Origin of the sequence: Actinomycetospora sp. NBRC 106375, assembly GCF_030269665.1 — a bacterium.
Lineage (GTDB): Bacteria > Actinomycetota > Actinomycetes > Mycobacteriales > Pseudonocardiaceae > Actinomycetospora.
This window is the reverse complement of record NZ_BSTS01000002.1, coordinates 351,236-369,037: the sequence shown is the minus strand read 5'-3', so window position 1 is coordinate 369,037 and position 17,802 is coordinate 351,236. Positions and strand designations below refer to the sequence as shown.

The following is a 17,802-nucleotide window of genomic DNA, read 5'->3' as shown; positions in this document are numbered from 1 at the left end:
CACGGACGTCGGGATCAGGGAGGCGTGATGACCAGCGCAGCGAGGACGTCGGCGGGCTCGGACGAGACCCCGAGCCGTCGCGAGCGCCTGCGCGCGCTGACCGTCCGGGAGATCCTCACGATCGCGCGGGCGCTCGTCGTCGAGCTCGGGCACACCGGGCTGACGACGCGTGCCGTCGCCCGCCGGATGCAGATGAGCTCCCCGGCGCTGTACCGCTACTTCGCGAGCCACGAGGAGCTCAAGGACGTCCTGCTCGCGGAGCTCTTCGACGAGCTGAGCGCGCACCTGCGGGAAGCGGCGGCGCACGCCGGCTCCGCGGACCCGCTCGACCCGCTCGTCGCGGCCAGCCGGGCGATGCGCGGCTGGGCGCTGGCGCACCCCCACGAGTTCGAGTTCATGCTCGTGCACCCCATGGGCGACCCGAGCGTGGAGTCCGACCAGCTGCGGGCCCGGCGGGAGTTCGGCGGCGTGATGCTCTCGCTGCTCGCCGACGCGGCCCGGCCGGAGACCATGCCCGCGCCCACGCCCGTCCCGCCGCCGGACTCGGTCGACGCGATGGTGCGCTACTGCGCGAACACCGGGGTGGACCTCGAGCCGGCGGTCGCGCCGATCGCCGTGCAGTGCTGGGTGCGCCTCTACGGCTCGGTGTCCATGGCGACGATGGGCCAGCTGGAGCCGCTCGGCGAGCACTCCGCGGCGGTCTTCGAGCAGGAGCTGGACGCCATGGCACGCCTGCTCGGCCACCAGGGCGGCCTCCCGGAGGACACCGCGCCCGCACCCGACCGGCGGACCTGAGCACGCCCGGGTCCCCGGCCATCGTCTCCGACGTCACGGCCCCCGGGGGGACCCGATGAGCACGACCAGCACCCCCGCCACGCCCGCCACGCCCGCCGCGCCCCAGCACCGTTCCTTCGGTCTGGCCCCGCCGGCGAGCCCCTGTCGTTCGGGCAGTCCGACGTGCGGCTGCAGGGCCACGCGATCGAGTGCCGGCTCAACGCCGAGGACCCGGAGCGGGGCTTCGCGCCGACCCCCGGCCGCCTCGAGGTGTGCACGCCGCCCGGCGGGCCGTGGGTGCGCTTCGACTCGCACTGCGAGGTCGGCAGCGTCGTCCCCCCGCACTACGACTCGATGATCGCCAAGGTGATCGCCTGGGCGCCCGACCGGACGGCGGCGCTCGCACGCATGGCCCGGGCCCTCGACGAGACCCGGATCGGCGGGCGGGGGATGGCCGTGCTCACGGCGTTCCAGCGGGAGCTGCTCGACGACCCGCGGTTCCGGGCCGGCGCGCACGACACCGGCCTGCTGGCGTCGCGGGGGTAGGTCAGCCCGCCGGGACGGGGGCGGTGTCGTGCTCGCGGTCCCCGATGCGGCTCGCCGAGGTGCTCGTCGCGTCGAGCGTCCGCCCGGCCGTCGCGGCCCGCAGCCCGATCGCGGGCATGTGGCTGTAGACCGTCTCCCAGGTGCCGTCGGCGACCCGGTAGGTCTCGTGGAACACCCCGACCGCGTCGGTGCGGCGCGCGGCCCGGTTGAACGCGCGCCACGCCGGGACGTGCAGCGCCTCGGCGCTGCGGGCGTAGGCGACGAGCTGGTCGTAGGAGCGCCAGTACTGGACGACGGCGGGTCCGCCGAACATCCAGCCCATCTCGGCGCGCAGGAGGCCGAGCTCCGGCTGGCGCTGCAGCTCCTTGATCATCGGGCGCATGGCGCCGACGACGGGCAGCCAGTCGCGCACGCGGGTCGGGCGGTTGATGTGCATCCCGAGCACGAAGACGACGAACTCGCCCTCGATCTCGGCGCTGACACGATGGTTCACGGCGTCCTCCCGGACGGTCGGTGTGCTGTTATAGATAGTCTCACTATCCGATAGTGTCAAACGTCGTTCCCGGAGGTGTGCCGTGCGCGTGGGTGAGCTCAGCCGGCGGTCGGGCGTGAGCGTCCCGTCGATCAAGTACTACCTGCGCGAGGGCATGCTCCCCGCGGGCGAGCGCACCGGGCCCAACCAGGCCGACTACGGCGAGGACCACGTCCGCCGGCTGCGCCTGGTCCGCGCGCTGCTCGACGTCGGCGGCCTCTCGGTGGCCGCCGCCAAGGAGGTGCTCGCGGCCGTCGACGGCGACGTGCCGCTCTACGAGGCGCTCGGCGCGGCCCAGGACGCCGTCGTGACCGTCCCCGGAGGTGTGAGCGACGAGGCCGCCGCCGAGGCCAGGGCGAAGGTCGACGGGCTCGTGGCGCGCCGGGGCTGGCGGGTCACCGAGGCCAACCCGGGGCGCCGCGCCGCCGCCGACGTCCTGGCCACCTACGCCCGGCTGGGATGGCCGCAGTTCGGCGAGGCCATCGACGACTACGCCGCGGCGATGGAACAGCTCGCGGCGCGGGAGGTCGAGTCCGTGCTGTCGGGCACCGACGGCGGCGGGCGCGAGCGGGCGGTCGAGGGGGCCGTCACGGGCACGGTGCTCGGCGGGTCGCTGCTGCTGGCGCTGCGGGTGATGGCCCAGGCCGACGCCTCCGCCCGGCTCCTCGGGGCGGATCCGTCGGATAAATTCACTACGGATAGTTAAAGTATCGGACGAAGCGGGCGAGGGTGGAGGTACCCGTCGAAGGAGCCCTCATGAGCACCCCCGGCACCGCGGTCTCGCCCGAGACCCCCGAGGTGGGCACGCCGTCCGACACCCCCGAGCCGCGGGGCGGGCTCGGCGCCCTCACCGGGTTGCTGTGGGACATCGGCATCCCCGTGGCCGGCTACTACGTCCTGCACCTGCTCGGCGCGACCGACTGGGTCGCCCTGCTCGTCGCGACCGTCGCCGCCGGCCTGCGGCTGGTGTGGGTGGCGGTGCGCGACCGCCGCGTCACCTGGTTCGGCGCGGTCATGCTGATGATGTTCGGGCTGGGCCTCGCGCTCGCGTTCGCCAGCGACGACCCGCGGTTCATCCTGCTCAGCGACTCCTTCACGACGTCGGTCGTCGCGCTCGGGTTCCTCGGCAGCCTGCTCGTGGGCGAGCCGCTCACCCTCTCGGCGTAGGAGATGTGGAAGCCCCGCGAGGCGGCGACGATGGACGAGTACTACCGGACCGACCCGGTGGTGCGCCGCCTCTTCCGCGTCAGCGCGCTCGTGTGGGGCCTCGGCCTGGGCATCGAGTCCGTCGCCCGGATCCCGCTCGTCTACGCCCTGCCGGTCGAGGTCATGGTCGGGGTCTCGGCGGCGCTGCTCATCGCCACCAACGCCGGGCTCGCGGTGTGGAACGTCGGGTACGGCATCCGTCAGGCCGCCGCGCGACGGCGTATGCCGCCGAGCACGCGCCCGCGCCCGCCGCGGGTTAACCTCCCGGCCGTGGCCGCACCGATCGACTTCCCGTCCCGCATCGGCGTCTGGTGGAGCAGCGACAGCTGGTCGATGCCCGACGCGGCGCAGGCCGCCCGCGACATCGAGGCGATGGGCTACGGCTCGCTGTTCTACGGCGAGGCCTACGGCAAGGAGACGCTGACCCAAGCCGGCGCCTTCCTCGCCGCCACCGACCGCCTCGTCGTGGGCACCGGCATCGCGAATATCCACGCCCGCGACCCGATCGCGGCCGAGAGCGGCGGGCGGACCCTCACCGCGCTGCACCCGGGCCGGTTCGTCCTGGGCCTGGGCGTGAGCCACGGGCCGCTCGTCGAGCGCGGGCGGGGCGGGACGTACCAGAAGCCGCTGGCCACGATGCGCGACTACCTCGAGCGGATGGCCGCCGTGCCCGAGCAGATCGAGCCCGGCGTCGGCCGCCCCGCCCGGCTCGTCGCCGCCCTCGGGCCGAAGATGATCGAGCTCGCCGGTGCCGAGACCGACGGCGTGCACCCCTACCTCGTCACCCCGGGCCAGACGCGGGTCACCCGCGACGCGCTCGGGCCGGACAAGTGGGTGGTCTCCGAGCAGGCGGTCGCCGTCGGCGACGACCCCGACGACGCCCTGCAGCGCGCCCACGACCACCTCGAGATCTACTCGGGCCTGCCGAACTACCGGAACTCCTGGCTGCGCCAGGGCTTCGAGGAGTCGGACCTCGTGCGCGGCGGCTCCGACCGGCTGGCGAAGGCCCTGGTCGGCATGGGCGACCTCGACACGATCGCGGCCTCGGTGACCGCGCACCTCGACGCGGGCGCCGACCACGTCCTCGTCCAGGCCCTCGGCCGTCGCGACGCCGGCGGCCCCATGGCCGACCCCCGCCCCGCCCTCCGCGACCTGGCCTCGGCCCTCGGTATGTGAGCAGTTGGCGCCCCTATCGGGGCGCCAACTGCTCACATGGGGTCAGCGGGTGTCGGTGCGGATGGGGTGGCCCGGGGGGATCTCGACGAGGACGATCGCGCGGCCGTCGGGATCGGCGATCCAGCACTCGTCGAGGCCCCAGGGCTCCCGGACGGGCTCGCGGGTGATCGTGACGCCCTTGTCCCGGAGCTCCGCCACGGCGGACGGCAGCGAGCGCACCTGCAGCCACAGCGCGTCGTCGCCGATCGCCACCGCCCCGGCCTTCGACAGCTCCAGATAGCCCGTGCCCAGGAAGAACACGACCCCGCCGGGGAACTCGCGGGCGACCGCGAGCCCCAGGGTGTCGGCGTAGAACGCCCGCGAGGACTCCCAGTCCCGCGGCCGGACGAGGATGCGGCTCGAGAGGATCTCCACGGTCGTTCCCTCCGTCGCGTGTCACGATTGGCCAGGTGGCGGCAGGGAAACTCACGGGCGTGAGTTCTCCCGAGCCCGACCCACGACGCTGGCATGCCCTCGCGGTGTGCCTCATCGCGGGCTTCATGACGCTGCTCGACGTCAGCATCGTCAACGTCGCGCTCCCCGCCATGCAGCGGGGGATCGGCGCGTCGTCGGCCGAGCTGTCGTGGGTCGTCTCCGGCTACGCCCTGACCTTCGGTCTCGTCCTCGTCGCGTCGGGCCGTCTCGGCGACGACCGCGGCCGCAAGAAGATGTTCATCATCTCGCTGGCGCTGTTCACGCTGACCAGCGCCGCCGCCGGGTTCGCGCCGAACGCCGCGTCCCTCGTGGTCTTCCGGCTCCTGCAGGGCGCCGCAGGCGGCATGCTGAACCCGCAGGTCATCGGCTTCATCCAGCAGCTGTTCCAGGGTCGCGAACGTGGCCGTGCGTTCGGGCTGTTCGGCGCGGCGATCGGCATCTCGACGGCCATCGGCCCGCTGCTGGGCGGCCTGCTGCTGCAGTGGGGCGGCGACACCGACGGCTGGCGCTGGGTCTTCTACGTCAACGTGCCGATCGGGATCGTCGCGCTCGCCCTGGGCGCACGCCTGCTACCGCGGGACACGGCCGGGGACGGCGAGCGGCGCCCCCTCGACGTCGTCGGCGCGATCCTGCTCGGCGGCGCCGTCGTGGCGCTCATGGTGCCGCTGGTGCTCTCCGAGCAGGACCGCTCGGGCGCGCCCTGGTGGCTCATCGCCGTCGCCGTGGTGCTGCTCGCCGTGTTCATCGCCTGGGAGCGCCGGGCGCGCCGGACCCACGGGCACCCGCTGGTGAACTTCGCCCTCCTGCGCACCCGCAGCTACGCCCTCGGGTCCTCGCTCGGCCTGCTGTACTTCGCCGGCTTCACGGCGATCTTCTTCGTCGTCACGCTCTTCCTGCAGAACGGCCGCGGCTACACCCCGCTCGAGGCCGGGCTGGCGCTCACCCCGTTCGCGCTCGGCTCCGCGGTGACGTCCGCCGTCGGTGGCCGGCTCGTCTCGCGCCTGGGCAAGTCCCTCGTCGTGATGGGGCTCGTGGCCGTCGGGGTCGGGCTCGTCGCCGTCGACCTCGTGCTGCGCCTCGACCCCGCCCAGGTCGGCTGGGCGATCGCCGGACCGCTGCTCCTCGCCGGCATCGGCAGCGGCTTCGTCATCGCGCCCAACCAGACCCTCGCGCTCGAGGAGGTCCCCGCCCGCGAGGGCGGCACGGCCGCGGGCGTGCTGCAGACCGGCCAGCGCGTCGGCTCCGCGATCGGCATCTCGGCGGTCGGCGCCGTGTTCTTCGGCCAGCTCACCAGCACCGGCGGCGACTGGGCGCTCGCGATCAGCCGCGGCCTGGTGGGTGCGGTCGCGTTCGTCGTGCTGGCGCTCGTCCTGGGCGTCACCGATCTCGTGCTGGGACGCCGGCGCCGCTCCCGGGAGGCCCGCGAGGTGGCGCCGCCCGCCGTCGCCCACGCCCCGGCCCACGCCGCCGGCGACGACCCCGATCGTGCCGACGAGACCGTCCACGAGACCCCCGACGGGACGGGCCTGCGCGGCCACGTCACCGACGAGGCGGGAGCCGGGGTGGGCGGGGCGCGGCTCACCCTCGTCGACCCCGACGGGCGCGAGGCAGCGACCACGGCCACCGACGCCGCGGGCGCGTTCGCCCTCGTCCCGCGGGGCGCGGGACGCTTCCAGCTCCTCGCGCGCGCCGACGGGCACCGGCCCGCGGTGTCGTGGGTCGACGTCCCCCGCGCGGGACGGGCCGTGCGCGACGTCGTCCTCCCGGGCGCGAACGGGACGAACGGAGCAGCACGGGCCGCCGAACCGGCACGCGGATTGCCCTCCTCGGACGCGGGGTAATGGTCCTGCTACCGGAGGACGCCCGTCGGGTGCGTCGGAGAGGAGCCCACATGTCGGCCGAGGACAAGTTCGACCACAAGGCCCAGGAGCTCAAGGGCAAGGCCAAGGAGGCGCTCGGCGACGCCACCGACAACAAGGAGTGGCAGGCCGAGGGCAAGAAGGACCAGACCGCCGGCAGCCTCAAGCAGGCCGGCGAGAAGATCAAGGACGCCTTCAAGAGCTGACGTGAGCGCGCCGCCGTCCCTCACAGCCGTTTGAGGGGCGGCGGCGCGGCGCCGTCGTCACCGGACAGCGAGGCCTGGGCGGGCGACCGGGCCAGCACGACGACCCCGCCCAGCGCGAGCACCAGCCCCAGCAGGAACCACGGCACCCATCCCGGCCGCACGCCGTCGCCGAGCGCGACGAGCCCGAGCAGGCCCGGCGCGAGGGTCTCCGTCACCGCCAGCACCGCGACGACCGGCCCGACCGCGCCCCGTCCCAGCGCCACCGTGTAGAGCCCGAGGCCCAGGGCGGCGAACCCGAGCAGGCACCACACCACGGGGTCGGCGGCCGCGTCGCCGGCCATCTCGGCCAGGGACCCCCGCAGGTCGACCATGCGCACCGCGACGGCCGTGCCGCCGAACGCCAGCCCGGCCAGGAACGCGACGAGGATCGCCCGGCGGCTGCGGATCGCCACCGGCACCGACACGGCCGCGAGCACGACGAAGACGGCCACGAGCGCGACCACGCCCGCCGTCGACGGCGTGATCAGCGACGTGTCGGTCCGCGCGCTGGCCACGAGCAGGGCGAGCCCCACGATGTTGGCGCCGGCCGCCACGAGGTCCAGCCGTCGCAGCGGGGTGTCGAACACCCAGTGCGACGCGATCACCGTGATGCCCACCTGGCCCGCGACGATCGCCTGCACCGCGACGATCGGCATGTAGCGCAGCGCGAGCACCGTCAGCACCCAGCCGCCGATGTCGAGGAGGAGCCCGCCGAGGTACATCGGGTGCAGCACCACCGTCGCCGCGCGGGTGGCGCGCCGTGTCGCGCTCGCCTCGAGGAGCGCGGCACCGGCGTTGGCGCCCGCCGACGCGAGCGCCGCGAGCAGCCCCAGGAGGAGCACGCGCCCAGTCTGCCCCGGGATGATCGGCACAGCGCGGCGCCGACCCGGCGTTTCGCCCGCCGTCCCGACGGACATCACCGGGGCACCGAGTCCGAGGAGGTCTGCGTGGCCCTCGACGCCACCGCCGTGTCGCTGCTGGTGCTCGGGGTCGGGCTCGGCGTCGCCGCCCTGGCCGACCGCCTCGCCGGCGGGGCCCTCGCCGCCGTGCCCGGGGCGCTGCGGGACACCACGATCGTGGCCGGACTCGTCCTGGCGGCCGGGCTCGTGTTCACCCTCGTCGCCACCGACGAGGCCCTCGCGGACGCCGACGCCCCGGTGCTCGCCGTCGCGGTCGCCCACCGCACGCCGGGCCTCACCGCCGCCGCCGAGACCGTCTCGCTGATCGGCGGCACCGCGGGCACCGGCGGGCTGGCGGTGGTCGCCGCCGTGGTGCTCTTCGCCCGCGGTCACCGGCGCACGGCGGTGATCTGGGTGGCCGGGGTCGCGACCGGGGCGCTGACGATCCGCCTCGTGAAGCTCGCCGTCGAACGCCCGCGCCCCCCGGCGGCCACCCGCCTCGCCGTGGAGACCACGGCCTCGCTGCCGTCCGGGCACGCACTGATGGCCGCGCTCGGCCTGGGGCTCACCGCCGCCGCCGTGGCGGCGCTCGCCGCCGGCTCCCCGCGGGCGCGGACCGTCCGGGCGGTCGCGCTGCCGCTCGCGGTCCTCGGCGCCTTCGTCATCGGTGCGAGCCGCATCTACCTGGGCGTGCACTGGACCACCGACGTCCTCGCCGGGTGGCTGCTCGGCGCCGCGCTGGCGATCACCTGTGTCACCCTCGCCCGGGTGCTCGACGCGCGGTCACGCCTCGGCGACGCCCCGGATCCGGCGCTCTCGCTGCCCGGTGACGGCTCGGACGGTTCTCATGCGTCGGAGTGACCCCTGTCCGAGTGGTGGTGACACGGCTCGCACACAGATCGACCTCGGATTGCTCCGTCCGAGATGCTTTGCCTACGCTTGTCTCGTCCGCGCGGGTGAACGAGGTGAGCTGTGGTTGCCGTACCGCTGCTCGTGCTCGGCTCGCGCTTCGCCGGCCTGACCACGGCGCTCTTCCTCGCCCACCAGGGTTTCCCCGTGCACGTCCTGGAGCGCGACCGGGCCGACGACGTCGACACCGGGCTCGCCGTGCTCACCCCGGCCGCCCTGCGCGAGCTGTCGGTGCTCGGCCTGGCCGACCCGGTGGCCGCGGCCTCGTGGGAGCCGCGGCGCCTGACCCACGGCGACGCCGGGTCCGGCGCGGTCCTGCGCGTCGCCGAGCTCGGGCCGGTCGTGCGGGCCCGCTTCGGGCGCCCGTACGTCCTCGCGCCCTACGCCGCGCTGCGCCGCCGGCTGGTCGCGGCCTGCGACGCCGACGAGATGATCACCGTCGAGTACGGCCGGAGCGCGACGGCCGTGGAGGACCTCGGCGACGCCGTGCTCGTCACCGACGACACCGGGGCGACCTATCGCGCGGAGGCGCTCGTCGGCGCCGACGGCCCCGGCAGCCGGGTGCGCCCGTTCCTGGGGGGCGGCCACGCTATCTCGAGCCCGTACCTCGTGCACCGGGCGCACGGCCCGGCTCCGCCGGACGACGTGCTGCGGCTCTGGTCCTCGCCGTCGCTGCACGTCACCCAGTCCGCGACGCCGGGCGGTGGGGGCGAGATCTCGGTGACCGTGCGGGTCGACGCGCTCGACGACATGCACCGCGACGGCGTCGCGGCCGTGGTGAGCCGGCTGCTCGCGGGCACCGCGGCCGAGGTCCGGGCCGCGGCGGGCGACGCCGTCGCGTGGGCGCCCTCGCGGGTGCACCGCCACCATGCCCCGCTCGAGCGGGGCGCCCGGCACCGCATGACCGTGATCGGGGGCGCCGCCCAGCCGATGCTGCCCCACTCGGCGCAGGCCGCCGCGGTGGAGATCGTCGACGCCGCGACGCTCGGACGCGCCTTCGACCACGCCGACGGGCGCATCGTCCCGGCGCTCGAGGAGTACGCGTACGTCCGCGAGACGCCCCGGGCGGTGACGGCCGCCCGCGCGCAGGACTTCGCGGCCCTCTGCCACGCCGAGGGGCTCGTCCGCCGCATGCGCGACCGGTTGTGGCGCACCGGGACGGTGGACGCCACCTCGGCGATCGTCGACGCGGGCCGGGGACCGGTCGCCGGGCAGGGCACGCTCCGCTCGGGCGCGGACGGGGACGGGCACCGGCCCGGCGTCCCCGTGGTCCACCCGCACCCCGGAGCGACTGCGGACCCGCCGGGACCCGGGCCCGGCGGCCCCACAGGTCCACCCGCCGGTCCGATGGCGGGCTGAGCCCGGCTCGGCTCGCGTGGCCCGGCGACCGCCGCGCGGGGCAGGATGCGGCCGCGTGACGATCCCCGGACCCCTCACCCCCGACACCGCCGTCGTGAACGGCGTCCGGCTGCACTACCGCGCCGGCGGCAGCGGCCCGCCGGTCGTGCTGCTGCACGGCTGGCCGCAGACGGGCTACTGCTGGCGCCACGTGGCCGGCCCGCTCGCCGCCGACCACACCGTCGTCGTCCCCGACCTGCGCGGCTACGGCGCCAGCGACAAGCCGACCGGCGGCTTCGACAAGCGCACGATGGCCTCCGACGTCTCCGCGCTCGTGCGCGGTCTGGGGTTCGACCGTGTCGCGGTCGTCGGCCACGACCGGGGCGGGCGGGTCGCCCACCGGTGGGCCCTCGACCGTCCCGACGAGGTGACCCGTCTCGCGGTCCTCGACATCGCCCCCAGCCGGGCCACGTGGCAGCGCATGGACGCCGACCTGGGCGCCAAGTACTGGCACTGGCTCTTCCACCTCCAGCCCGACCTGCCCGAGCGCCTCGCGGGCGCCGACGTCGAGGGCTACCTGCGCTACTTCCTGGAGAAGTGGACCTACGCCCGCGAGGGGCTCGAGCCCGCCGCGGTCGCCGAGTACGTCCGCGCCTTCTCCCAGCCGGGCGCGCTGCGGTGCGGGTTCGACGACTACCGCGCCCACCCCGTCGACTCCCGGCACGACGAGGAGGACTTCGCGGCCGGGAAGCGGCTGGCCCAGCCCCTGCTGGCGCTGTGGGGCGCCGAGGGCGTCATGGGCACGACGCTGCCGCTGCTCGAGATGTGGCGCGAGTACGCCGACGACGTGCGCGGGCGGGCGATCGAGCGCTGCGCCCACTTCGTGCCCGAGGAACGGCCCGACGAGGTGCTCGACGAGTTGCGGGCGTTCCTCACGGCGGCATAGTGGCGGGAGTGACGAGCGCCCTGAAGGTCGAGGCCGACCCCGAGGAGCTGGGCTTCGACCCGGCTCGCCTGTCCCGCATCGACGACCACTTCGCCCGCTACGTCGACGACGGCCGCCTCGCGGGGTGGCACGCGGTCGTGGCCCGTGACGGGCGCGTCGTGCACTCGTCGACCGCCGGGAACCGTGATCTCGAGGCCGGGCTGCCGGTCACCGACGACACCCGCTGGCGCATCTACTCGATGTCCAAGCCGATCACGTCGGTGGCCGTGCTCATGCTCTGGGAGCGCGGCGCGCTCGAGCTCACCGACCCGATCAGCCGGTGGCTCCCGGAGTTCGCCGAGCCGAGGGTCTACGTCAAGGGCTCGGCCGCCAAGCCGCTGCTCGAGCCCGCCACCGAGCCGATCAGGGTCTGGCACCTGCTGACCCACACCTCGGGGCTGACCTACGGGTTCCACCACGCGCACCCCGTGGACGCGCTCTACCGGGCCGCGGGGTTCGAGTGGGGCGTGCCGGAGGGTCTCGACCTCGCCGGCTGCGTGCAGGCCTGGGCCCGCCTGCCGCTGGTGTTCCAGCCGGGCACGGAGTGGAACTACAGCCACGCCACCGACGTCCTCGGCCGGCTGATCGAGGTCGTGTCCGGGCAGGCGCTGGACGTCTTCCTCGCCGAGAACGTGCTCGGGCCCCTCGGCATGGACGCCACCGGCTTCGTCGTCGACGACCCCGAGCGGCTCGCGGCCCTCTACGTCAACAACCCGGCCACCGGTCGCGCCGTGCTCGCCGAGTCGGCGGGGATGGGCGGCATGGGCCGCGAGGTGCACGGGCCCTCGTGGCTCTCCGGGGGCGGCGGGCTGGTGTCGACGGCCGCGGACTACCACCGCTTCACCCGCCTGCTGCTCGGGCGCGGCGAGGTCGACGGCGTCCGCCTGCTCGGCAGCCGCACCGTCGACTACATGGGACGCAACCACCTGCCGGGCGGCCTCGACCTCGAGCAGGTCGGCCGCCCGCTGTTCGCCGAGATGCCGTTCAACGGCGTCGGCTTCGGCCTGGGGGTCTCCGTGGTCACCGATCCAGTGGCCTACCGGACCCTCGCCAGCGCCGGCGAGATGGCGTGGGGCGGAGCGGCCAGCACCGCGTTCTGGGTCGACCCCGCCGAGCGCGTCACCGCGATGTTCTTCACCCAGCTGCTGCCCTCGAGCGCCCACCCGATCCGGACGCAGCTGCGCGGTCTCGTCTACCAGGCACTCGTCGACTGATCACTCTCCCGCCGCAGCCCGCGTCGCCCCGCGGGGGAGCGCGGACACCGCACGGCGGCAGTTCGTCGCACTCCGTAGCGGATCGGGGACGAAGCGGTCACGCGAGAATCTTCGGGACCGTCACTCGGGAAGGGGGCTGCATCCCGACGGGCGGCTGGGTAGCGTCGTCGCGACTCGGACGAGGGACGGCACCGGGCACGCGCAGTGACCGACGCCGTCCCCCGTTACGGGTGTCCCGCCGCGTGACGTGATGCTGCGGGTCGGGACCAGGCGGCCACCGGGAGCCAGCATGAACGCCACGTCAGGACCGCGTCGACGACCGAACGGACCCCACCCCGAGCGCACCGCGCCCGAGGAACCGTCGGTGCCCGCGCAGCGCACGGCGGCCGACGTCTACGGGGTGAGCGACGAGCAGGTGCACCGCGCGCGCATCGCCGTCGCCCGCAACTCGCTCGACTCCGACGACTGCCGCGAGCTGCTCGACATGCTCGGGCTGATCGGCGAGGGCGGCGACCCGCCGCCCGTCCGGCGCTGACCGGGAGCTGAGCCGGGGCCGATCGGCGAGGTCGTCCGAGCCGCGACGACCTCCCGCGTGGGCGGCCCTACCGGCGGCACCGGGCCGCTACCGTATGCGCCGATATGGTCGAGCTCGCGGATGACCCGTCGCACGCGTCCTCTGGGGCACGTGCCGAGGGGCCGCGCGCCGAGGCGCCGCGCCAGGCACGGGCCCTGGCGACCCGCGGCGCGATCCTGGCCGCGGCCGCCGAGGAGTTCGCCGCGGGGTCGTACCACGAGGCGTCGCTGTCACGGATCCTCGAGCGCAGCAACGTCACCAAGGGCGCCCTGTACTTCCACTTCGTGTCCAAGGAGAGCATCGCGCTCGCCGTGGTCGACGAGATGGAGCTCGTCTGCCGCGCGATGGTCGAGCGGTGCCGCGCCCTCGATCTCGACCCGTTGCGCACCGCCGCCCAGCTCGCCCGCGCGATGCAGGACGAGCTCGACGGCCCGGTGCTGCGGGCCGGCCAGCGGCTGTGCTCGGAGGGCTTCACCGGCCCGCACCGCCCCGGCTGGCCGTACCGGTTCTGGCAGGACGTCTTCGTCGACCTCTTCGGCCGCGCCGCGACCGCCGGCCTGCTCCGGCCGTGGGCGGACCCGACGTCCCTCGCACGCACCGTCGTCGACCTCTCGGGCGGCGCGTTCGTCGCCTCCCTCGCGATCAGCGGGCTCGACGACCTCGCCCAGCGCGTCTGCGAGAACTGGGAGCTCCTGCTCGGCGCCGCCGCCGACCCCGCCTGGCTCGACACCTGGCGCCACGACGGGGGCATGGGCGCCGTCCTCGGGCCGCACCTGGCCCGGCGGCGGGACGCGCCGGCGGTCGAGCCGATCACCGGCGACGGGGGGTGGGTGCCGGAGTCCTGAGACCGGTCACCTATGCTTGCGGTGCTCCCAACGGGTCCGCCGTTGCGGGGTAAGGTCCTCAGCCAGAGGGTCGCGCCCCCATCGTTCAGCGGCCTAGGACTCCGCCCTTTCAAGGCGGCAACGCGGGTTCGAATCCCGTTGGGGGTACGGTGGTGCAGCAACATCAAGGCCCAGTGGCGCAGTTGGTTAGCGCGTCGCCCTGTCACGGCGAAGGTCGCGGGTTCGAGTCCCGTCTGGGTCGCTCTCCGGTCGAGGTGGTTCCTCGGCCGTCCGGCCAGGTAGCTCAGTTGGTACGAGCGATCGCCTGAAAAGCGATAGGTCGGCGGTTCGACCCCGCCCCTGGCCACCCCGCTCACCCGCCTGTCCGTCGGTGAGACTCGTGCTGGCAAGGTCATTCCGGCCACGACGTGAGCCGAGGAGGACGCATGGTCGGCGCCTACTGGATCAGCGTGTACCGCGAGATCCGCGACCAGGCGAAGCTGGACGCCTACGTGGAGCTGGCCGTGCCCGCGATCGAAGCCGGTGGTGGCCGGTTCGTCGCGCGCGGCAAGGCCGTCGCGGCGTACGAGAGCGGCATGACCGAGCGCACGACCCTCATCGCGTTCGACAGCGTCGAACAGGCCGTCGCCACCCACGACGGCCCGGCGTACCAGGAGGCCCTGCGCGCCCTCGGCGACGGCGTCGACCGGGACATCAGGATCGTTGAGGCGCAGGGCGGCTGACCCTCCCCGCTCCGGCGAGCGCGATCACGGCTCCGGCGTGGTGGACGCCCCCCGCACCGCCACGGCGAGGCCGAGGGTCGCGAGGGCCAGCGCACAGGGCAGCGCCAGGGCGATCTCCACCCCGTACTGCTGCGTGGCCGTCCCCGCGAGGTAGCTGCCGAGCGCGGTGCCCCCGAGGGCGGCGGAGAAGAGCCAGGTGAACGCCTCGGTGAGCGTGCCCGTCGGGGCGAGCTCGCCGACGAGGGTGAACTGGCTGGTGCTCACCGGACCGATGGCGAGCCCCGCGGCGACGAGCAGGACGCCGAGGACGGGCGTCGTCGTGGCCACGACCAGTGGCGCGGTGCCCATCGCGAGGACCACCAGCCACCGCCGGTACTGGGCGGCCATCGAGACCGCGGGGCTGCGGGCGCCGTAGAAGAGGCCGCCCGCGATGCTGCCGACGCCGATCAGCGCCAGCAGCAGCCCGCTCGCGCCCGTCGCGCCGCGCGAGACCGCCGCGGACGCGACGGCGACCTCGAGGGCCGCGAAGGCCGCGGCGGCGACCGTGGAGGTCAGCAGGACCACGATCAGCCGAGGCTCGGTGAGGGGGCCGAGGAGGTGTACCGACCCGCGGCGGCGCGGCACCGATCGCACGGCGGGCGAGGCGGCGACCGCCACGTTGCCGATCACCGTGAGGACGGCGATCGCGATCACCGCGACGGCCGGGTCCGCCGACGTCGCGAGCACCGCGACCACCGGCGGGGCGACGACGTAGAAGATGAGCTGGAGCAGCAGGGAGTCCAGCGCGAAGGCGGCGCGGGCGAGGTCGGGAGCGGTCACCAGCCGCTGCCAGACGGCGCGCGACACGGGGCCCACCGGCGGCACCAGGAGGCCGGCGAGCGCGACCGCGAGCAGGACCGGAGCCGGATGCGGGCGGGCGGATGCCGTGGCGACGACGACGCCGACCAGCGCGACCGGCTGGGCGACGCCGGTGACGAGCAGGACCGGCACCGGCGCGAACCGGTCCGCGAGCCGGCCGCGGGCGGGGCTGCCGGCGGCGCTGGCCAGGGCGAAGCACCCGACCGCCGCCCCGGCCTGCTGGTAGGAGCCGGTGCGGACCTGGACGAGCAGCAGGAGCGCCAGCCCGGTCATACCGAGGGGCAGCCGCGCCACCGCCGACGCCGCGCCCAGGGACAGGACCCCCGGCACCCGCGCCAGGCGCACGTAGCGGGCGGGACCCTCGGTGGCGGTCATCGGCACCGAGGATGGCGGTCATCGCCTTGACACGCCGGGAAGGCTCGACGCCGTGCGTCACGACCGCGGGCCCACGCCCTGAGCTCGACGATGCCCGAGCACGCCACCCACACCGCGGTGCTCGTGCTCGTCCCGGAGGCGGAGCCCGTCGTCGGCGCGCTGCGCGACGCGCTGGACCCGTCGGCGCGCCAGGGCGTCCCCGCCCACGTCACGGTGCTGTTCCCCTTCGTGCCGGCGCACCTCGTCGACGCGGCCACGGTCGCGGCGCTGCGCGAGGCGGTCCGCGGCGTCGGGACGTTCTCGTGCCGCTTCGACGCGATGCGGTGGTTCGGGGACGACTACGTGTGGCTGGCCCCGAACCCGACCGGGCCGTTCGACGAGCTCACCCGGCGTGTGGTCCGGGCCTTCCCGGAGCACCCGCCCTACGCGGGCGAGCACGAGCCGGTGCCGCACCTGACCGTGGGCTACCGTCGCCACTCCTCGTTCGCGGCCCTGCAGGACGCGGCCGACCGCTTGTCGCACCGCCTACCGATCGGCGCAGAGGTCGACCGCGTGTCGTTGCTCGCCGGTTCGTTCGACGCGGGAGGGTGGCAGGTCGTCGCGGAGGCCACGCTGACCTGACCGGCCCGCGTTAGCGTCAGGGGCCGTGACCAGTCGCGCGGACATCGGACACGTCGGCCCGCTCGAGGCCGGCGTCTTCCTCGCCGAGATGGCGATGCTCGCTGCGCTGCTGTACGTCGGGATCGCCCTCCCCGAGACCATCGGTCTCAAGGTCTTCGCGGCCGTGGCGCTGCCGACCGCGGTCGCCGTCGGTTGGGGACGCTGGCTCGCGCCCCACGCGCCGTGGCCGCTGCCGCCGCGGGCGGCGCTCGGGGTCAAGATCGGGCTCTTCGCGATGGTCGCGCTGCTGCTCGCGCTCGCCGGGCCGGTCTGGGTCGGGGTCGTGTTCCTCGTCGTCACCGAGGCCCTGGTCGTCGCGGCCGAGCAGCACCGCTGGTCGGGCCGCTGAGCCCTGGCCGTCCGGCCGCCACGGTCGTCCCGGCGACCAGCCGGGCCGGCTGACCGTCGGCGCCCCACCGACCGCCCGGCTCGGGAGCCGGGCCGACCGTCGAGCGGCGCCGGGCTCGTCCCGGTCCAACCGTAACGCCGTCACCCGATCGAGCGACGTCCCCGCGACACCGGCGAACGGTCTGGGGGCGGCAGCGTGGAGTGGATCGTGGCGATCGTGGCGTTCCTGCTGGTCTCGGGGCTGATGATCGGCGTGCCGCTCTACCTGGCGATGACGCGGTGGTCATCGCGGGCCGACCGGCGCGCCGCCGAGACGCGGCGCCGCGCGGCTGCGTCGTACCGCACCGAGGGCGTCCCCGCCGAGCCCGCGCCCCGGCGGCGCAAGGTGATGAGCGGCTAGCTCAGCCCGTCACGAGCCGCAGCCCGCCCATGCCGTGGCCGCGGGCGTAGCCGAGCATCTTCGCCAGGTCGCTGACGCCGTTGCTGGCCGGCACGGGGGCGAACTGGATCGTCGAGAGCACGCCGAGCGCGGAGCCGTCGGGGGAGAGGAACGCGCTGCCGGAGTCGCCCGGGATGCCCGGGGTCACGGTGACGACGTCGTGGCTCCAGCCGTGGCCGCGGTCGCCGGCGCTGGTGCCGATCTTCGGGCTCAGGAGGGTGACGCCGCCGCGCAGCTCGGAGTTGCCGTAGCTGCGTACGACGTCGCCGGGCCGGGTGCCGTCGGTGTCGATCCCGCGGGGGCCGCCGAAGATCGGCACGACGCCGGACGCGGTGGCGGCGTCGGCGGGGTCGAGGCGCACGAGGGCGAGGTCGTTGTAGGCGCAGGCGTCGGGGTCGGTCTCGCCGGCGTCCTGCATCGCGAGCCAGGAGTTGTAGACGAGGGTGCCGGGACGGGAGGCGCCGCCGACCTCGACCTGCGTGCCGAGGGGCAGCGAGGCCGAGGTGCAGCCGTCGGTCTCGGTCGAGGCACCGGTGCCGGAGCAGTGGGCCGCCTGGCCGAGGTAGGTGGCGTCGCCGTCGGTGAAGAGGAAGTTCGCGGTGCACTGCGCGCCGTCGGTGCGGGTCTGGACGCCGGGGTGCACGCCCGGGGCGGTCGCGACCGGCCCGTCCCCGGGTGCCGCGACGGCCGTGGCGCCGCCCAGCCAGGCGGCCGCGGCGACCGCCGCGCCGGCGGCGAGCGCCGTCATCGTCCGGCGGGCCGAGCGTCGTGCAGGCATGCGTCATCTCCCCGGGCGGGCGGTGCGTCCGACCGGTCCAACGCAC

General features: G+C 75.1%; 22 protein-coding genes and 3 tRNA genes. 20 read left to right on the top strand and 5 right to left on the bottom strand.

What is annotated here, in order from left to right; all coding sequences use genetic code 11:
* The first annotated feature begins 27 nt into the window (after positions 1-27).
* Positions 28-795, top strand: coding sequence for a TetR/AcrR family transcriptional regulator (locus QSK03_RS05320; protein ID WP_285649018.1), 768 nt, complete (start codon positions 28-30; stop codon positions 793-795).
* Positions 796-957: 162 nt separating this feature from the next.
* Positions 958-1,320 (top strand): biotin carboxylase domain-containing protein, encoded by a 363-nt coding sequence (locus QSK03_RS05315; protein WP_285649016.1) that lies wholly within the window; start codon positions 958-960, stop codon positions 1,318-1,320.
* Position 1,321: 1 nt separating this feature from the next.
* Here QSK03_RS05315 and QSK03_RS05310 read toward each other — a convergent pair whose 3' ends face one another.
* Entirely contained in the window at positions 1,322-1,813 is a 492-nt protein-coding gene (locus QSK03_RS05310) for a DUF4188 domain-containing protein (RefSeq protein ID WP_285649014.1), read from the bottom strand.
* An 88-nt stretch (positions 1,814-1,901) separates the two neighbouring features.
* Here QSK03_RS05310 and QSK03_RS05305 point away from each other — a divergent pair, with 88 nt between their 5' ends.
* From QSK03_RS05305 to QSK03_RS05295, 3 genes are read left to right on the top strand one after another with little or no spacing between them, the layout of a single operon-like run.
* On the top strand, positions 1,902-2,558 hold the full coding sequence (locus tag QSK03_RS05305) for a MerR family transcriptional regulator (RefSeq protein ID WP_285649012.1): 657 nt from the start codon (positions 1,902-1,904) through the stop codon (positions 2,556-2,558).
* Positions 2,559-2,608: 50 nt separating this feature from the next.
* Positions 2,609-3,019, top strand: a complete 411-nt coding sequence (locus tag QSK03_RS05300; RefSeq protein ID WP_285649010.1) for a VC0807 family protein — start codon at positions 2,609-2,611, stop codon at positions 3,017-3,019.
* A 3-nt stretch (positions 3,020-3,022) separates the two neighbouring features.
* Positions 3,023-4,234, top strand: coding sequence for a TIGR03620 family F420-dependent LLM class oxidoreductase (locus tag QSK03_RS05295; protein WP_285649008.1), 1,212 nt, complete (start codon positions 3,023-3,025; stop codon positions 4,232-4,234).
* Between the two features lie 42 nt (positions 4,235-4,276).
* Here the strand turns inward: QSK03_RS05295 and QSK03_RS05290 are convergent, their stop codons facing one another.
* Complete coding sequence (locus tag QSK03_RS05290; protein ID WP_285649006.1) at positions 4,277-4,648, bottom strand: VOC family protein; 372 nt, start codon at positions 4,646-4,648, stop codon at positions 4,277-4,279.
* Positions 4,649-4,707: 59 nt separating this feature from the next.
* On the opposite strand from QSK03_RS05290, the gene QSK03_RS05285 reads away from it, so the two are divergent.
* Together QSK03_RS05285 and QSK03_RS05280 are read left to right on the top strand one after the other, a co-directional pair.
* Positions 4,708-6,549, top strand: coding sequence for an MFS transporter (locus QSK03_RS05285; protein ID WP_285649004.1), 1,842 nt, complete (start codon positions 4,708-4,710; stop codon positions 6,547-6,549).
* A 50-nt stretch (positions 6,550-6,599) separates the two neighbouring features.
* Positions 6,600-6,773: a CsbD family protein gene (locus QSK03_RS05280; RefSeq protein WP_285649001.1), complete on the top strand. Its 174-nt coding sequence runs from the start codon at positions 6,600-6,602 to the stop codon at positions 6,771-6,773.
* A 20-nt stretch (positions 6,774-6,793) separates the two neighbouring features.
* Here the strand turns inward: QSK03_RS05280 and QSK03_RS05275 are convergent, their stop codons facing one another.
* Positions 6,794-7,654 carry a hypothetical protein gene (locus QSK03_RS05275; protein ID WP_285648999.1) on the bottom strand — a complete coding sequence of 287 codons (861 nt, stop codon included), beginning with the start codon at positions 7,652-7,654 and terminating at the stop codon, positions 6,794-6,796.
* 105 nt (positions 7,655-7,759) lie between these two features.
* Between QSK03_RS05275 and QSK03_RS05270 the strand changes: the two genes are divergently transcribed.
* The 10 genes from QSK03_RS05270 (at position 7,760) to QSK03_RS05225 (ending at position 14,298) form a co-directional block, all read left to right on the top strand.
* Positions 7,760-8,572, top strand: a complete 813-nt coding sequence (locus QSK03_RS05270) for a phosphatase PAP2 family protein (RefSeq protein WP_285648997.1) — start codon at positions 7,760-7,762, stop codon at positions 8,570-8,572.
* A 111-nt stretch (positions 8,573-8,683) separates the two neighbouring features.
* Positions 8,684-9,979, top strand: a complete 1,296-nt coding sequence (locus QSK03_RS05265) for an FAD-dependent monooxygenase (RefSeq protein WP_285648994.1) — start codon at positions 8,684-8,686, stop codon at positions 9,977-9,979.
* 55 nt (positions 9,980-10,034) lie between these two features.
* Positions 10,035-10,904 (top strand): alpha/beta fold hydrolase, encoded by an 870-nt coding sequence (locus QSK03_RS05260; protein WP_285648992.1) that lies wholly within the window; start codon positions 10,035-10,037, stop codon positions 10,902-10,904.
* An 8-nt stretch (positions 10,905-10,912) separates the two neighbouring features.
* The gene (locus QSK03_RS05255) at positions 10,913-12,157 is read left to right on the top strand and encodes a serine hydrolase domain-containing protein (RefSeq protein WP_285648990.1); all 1,245 of its coding nucleotides are present in this window, start codon (positions 10,913-10,915) and stop codon (positions 12,155-12,157) included.
* A 364-nt stretch (positions 12,158-12,521) separates the two neighbouring features.
* The gene (locus QSK03_RS05250) at positions 12,522-12,692 is read left to right on the top strand and encodes a hypothetical protein (RefSeq protein WP_285648988.1); all 171 of its coding nucleotides are present in this window, start codon (positions 12,522-12,524) and stop codon (positions 12,690-12,692) included.
* Between the two features lie 104 nt (positions 12,693-12,796).
* Positions 12,797-13,576, top strand: a complete 780-nt coding sequence (locus QSK03_RS05245; RefSeq protein WP_285648986.1) for a TetR family transcriptional regulator — start codon at positions 12,797-12,799, stop codon at positions 13,574-13,576.
* 74 nt (positions 13,577-13,650) lie between these two features.
* A tRNA-Glu gene (locus QSK03_RS05240) sits at positions 13,651-13,723 on the top strand.
* Positions 13,724-13,743: 20 nt separating this feature from the next.
* Positions 13,744-13,817, top strand: a tRNA-Asp gene (locus QSK03_RS05235).
* A 31-nt stretch (positions 13,818-13,848) separates the two neighbouring features.
* Positions 13,849-13,922: transfer RNA gene (locus QSK03_RS05230), tRNA-Phe, on the top strand.
* Positions 13,923-14,001: 79 nt separating this feature from the next.
* Complete coding sequence (locus QSK03_RS05225; protein ID WP_285648984.1) at positions 14,002-14,298, top strand: DUF1330 domain-containing protein; 297 nt, start codon at positions 14,002-14,004, stop codon at positions 14,296-14,298.
* Between the two features lie 24 nt (positions 14,299-14,322).
* On the opposite strand, the gene QSK03_RS05220 is transcribed toward QSK03_RS05225, so the two are convergent.
* Positions 14,323-15,531 (bottom strand): MFS transporter, encoded by a 1,209-nt coding sequence (locus tag QSK03_RS05220; protein ID WP_285648982.1) that lies wholly within the window; start codon positions 15,529-15,531, stop codon positions 14,323-14,325.
* 90 nt (positions 15,532-15,621) lie between these two features.
* On the opposite strand from QSK03_RS05220, the gene QSK03_RS05215 reads away from it, so the two are divergent.
* The 3 genes from QSK03_RS05215 to QSK03_RS05205 all read left to right on the top strand — a co-directional run bounded on the left by QSK03_RS05215 (position 15,622) and on the right by QSK03_RS05205 (position 16,939).
* The gene (locus QSK03_RS05215; RefSeq protein ID WP_285648980.1) at positions 15,622-16,152 is read left to right on the top strand and encodes a 2'-5' RNA ligase family protein; all 531 of its coding nucleotides are present in this window, start codon (positions 15,622-15,624) and stop codon (positions 16,150-16,152) included.
* Between the two features lie 25 nt (positions 16,153-16,177).
* Complete coding sequence (locus QSK03_RS05210; RefSeq protein ID WP_285648978.1) at positions 16,178-16,540, top strand: DUF2568 domain-containing protein; 363 nt, start codon at positions 16,178-16,180, stop codon at positions 16,538-16,540.
* Positions 16,541-16,747: 207 nt separating this feature from the next.
* On the top strand, positions 16,748-16,939 hold the full coding sequence (locus tag QSK03_RS05205; RefSeq protein WP_285648976.1) for a hypothetical protein: 192 nt from the start codon (positions 16,748-16,750) through the stop codon (positions 16,937-16,939).
* 1 nt (position 16,940) lies between these two features.
* Here the strand turns inward: QSK03_RS05205 and QSK03_RS05200 are convergent, their stop codons facing one another.
* A complete protein-coding gene (locus tag QSK03_RS05200; RefSeq protein ID WP_285648974.1) occupies positions 16,941-17,756 on the bottom strand; it encodes a serine protease in 816 nt (271 codons plus the stop codon).
* Positions 17,757-17,802 lie beyond the last annotated feature (46 nt).